Here is a 303-nt window from a genome sequence, read left to right as displayed (position 1 = left end):
AAGAGCGATCCGCGCCGAACGTGTAAAAGATATGTATACGGATGCTAACAGAATGCCGTTTCCCCGGCGGTACCCTATTTTGCCGGAGGGTGCGAGCAGAGGATCCCCGGGTTACGGCTTACGCCTCACCCGGGCTGGCGCTACCGCCCGCCGCGGATCAGGCCGCCGAGACCGCGACGCTCCATAAAGGCCGCCACCTGATGGCGCACCTCGGCGGTCATCTGCGCATCGAGGCTGCGACGCGACAGCTCCTGCGCCTCTTCGATATCAATGCGGCGCAGCAGATACTTCACCCTCGCCACC

General features: G+C 63.7%; 1 protein-coding gene. It reads right to left on the bottom strand.

Features of this window, described 5'->3' with window-relative positions; genetic code table 11:
- Positions 1 to 140: 140 nt before the first annotated feature.
- Positions 141 to 303, bottom strand: a 163-nt coding sequence (locus ACSIPU_RS30975; RefSeq protein WP_435322529.1) for a hypothetical protein, incomplete at its 5' end; no start/stop codon positions are given.

Origin of the sequence: Klebsiella sp. HN106 (genome assembly GCF_051209435.1) — a bacterium.
In the GTDB taxonomy this organism is placed as follows: domain Bacteria; phylum Pseudomonadota; class Gammaproteobacteria; order Enterobacterales; family Enterobacteriaceae; genus Klebsiella; species Klebsiella oxytoca.
This window is presented reverse-complemented; position numbering and strand designations above follow the sequence as displayed.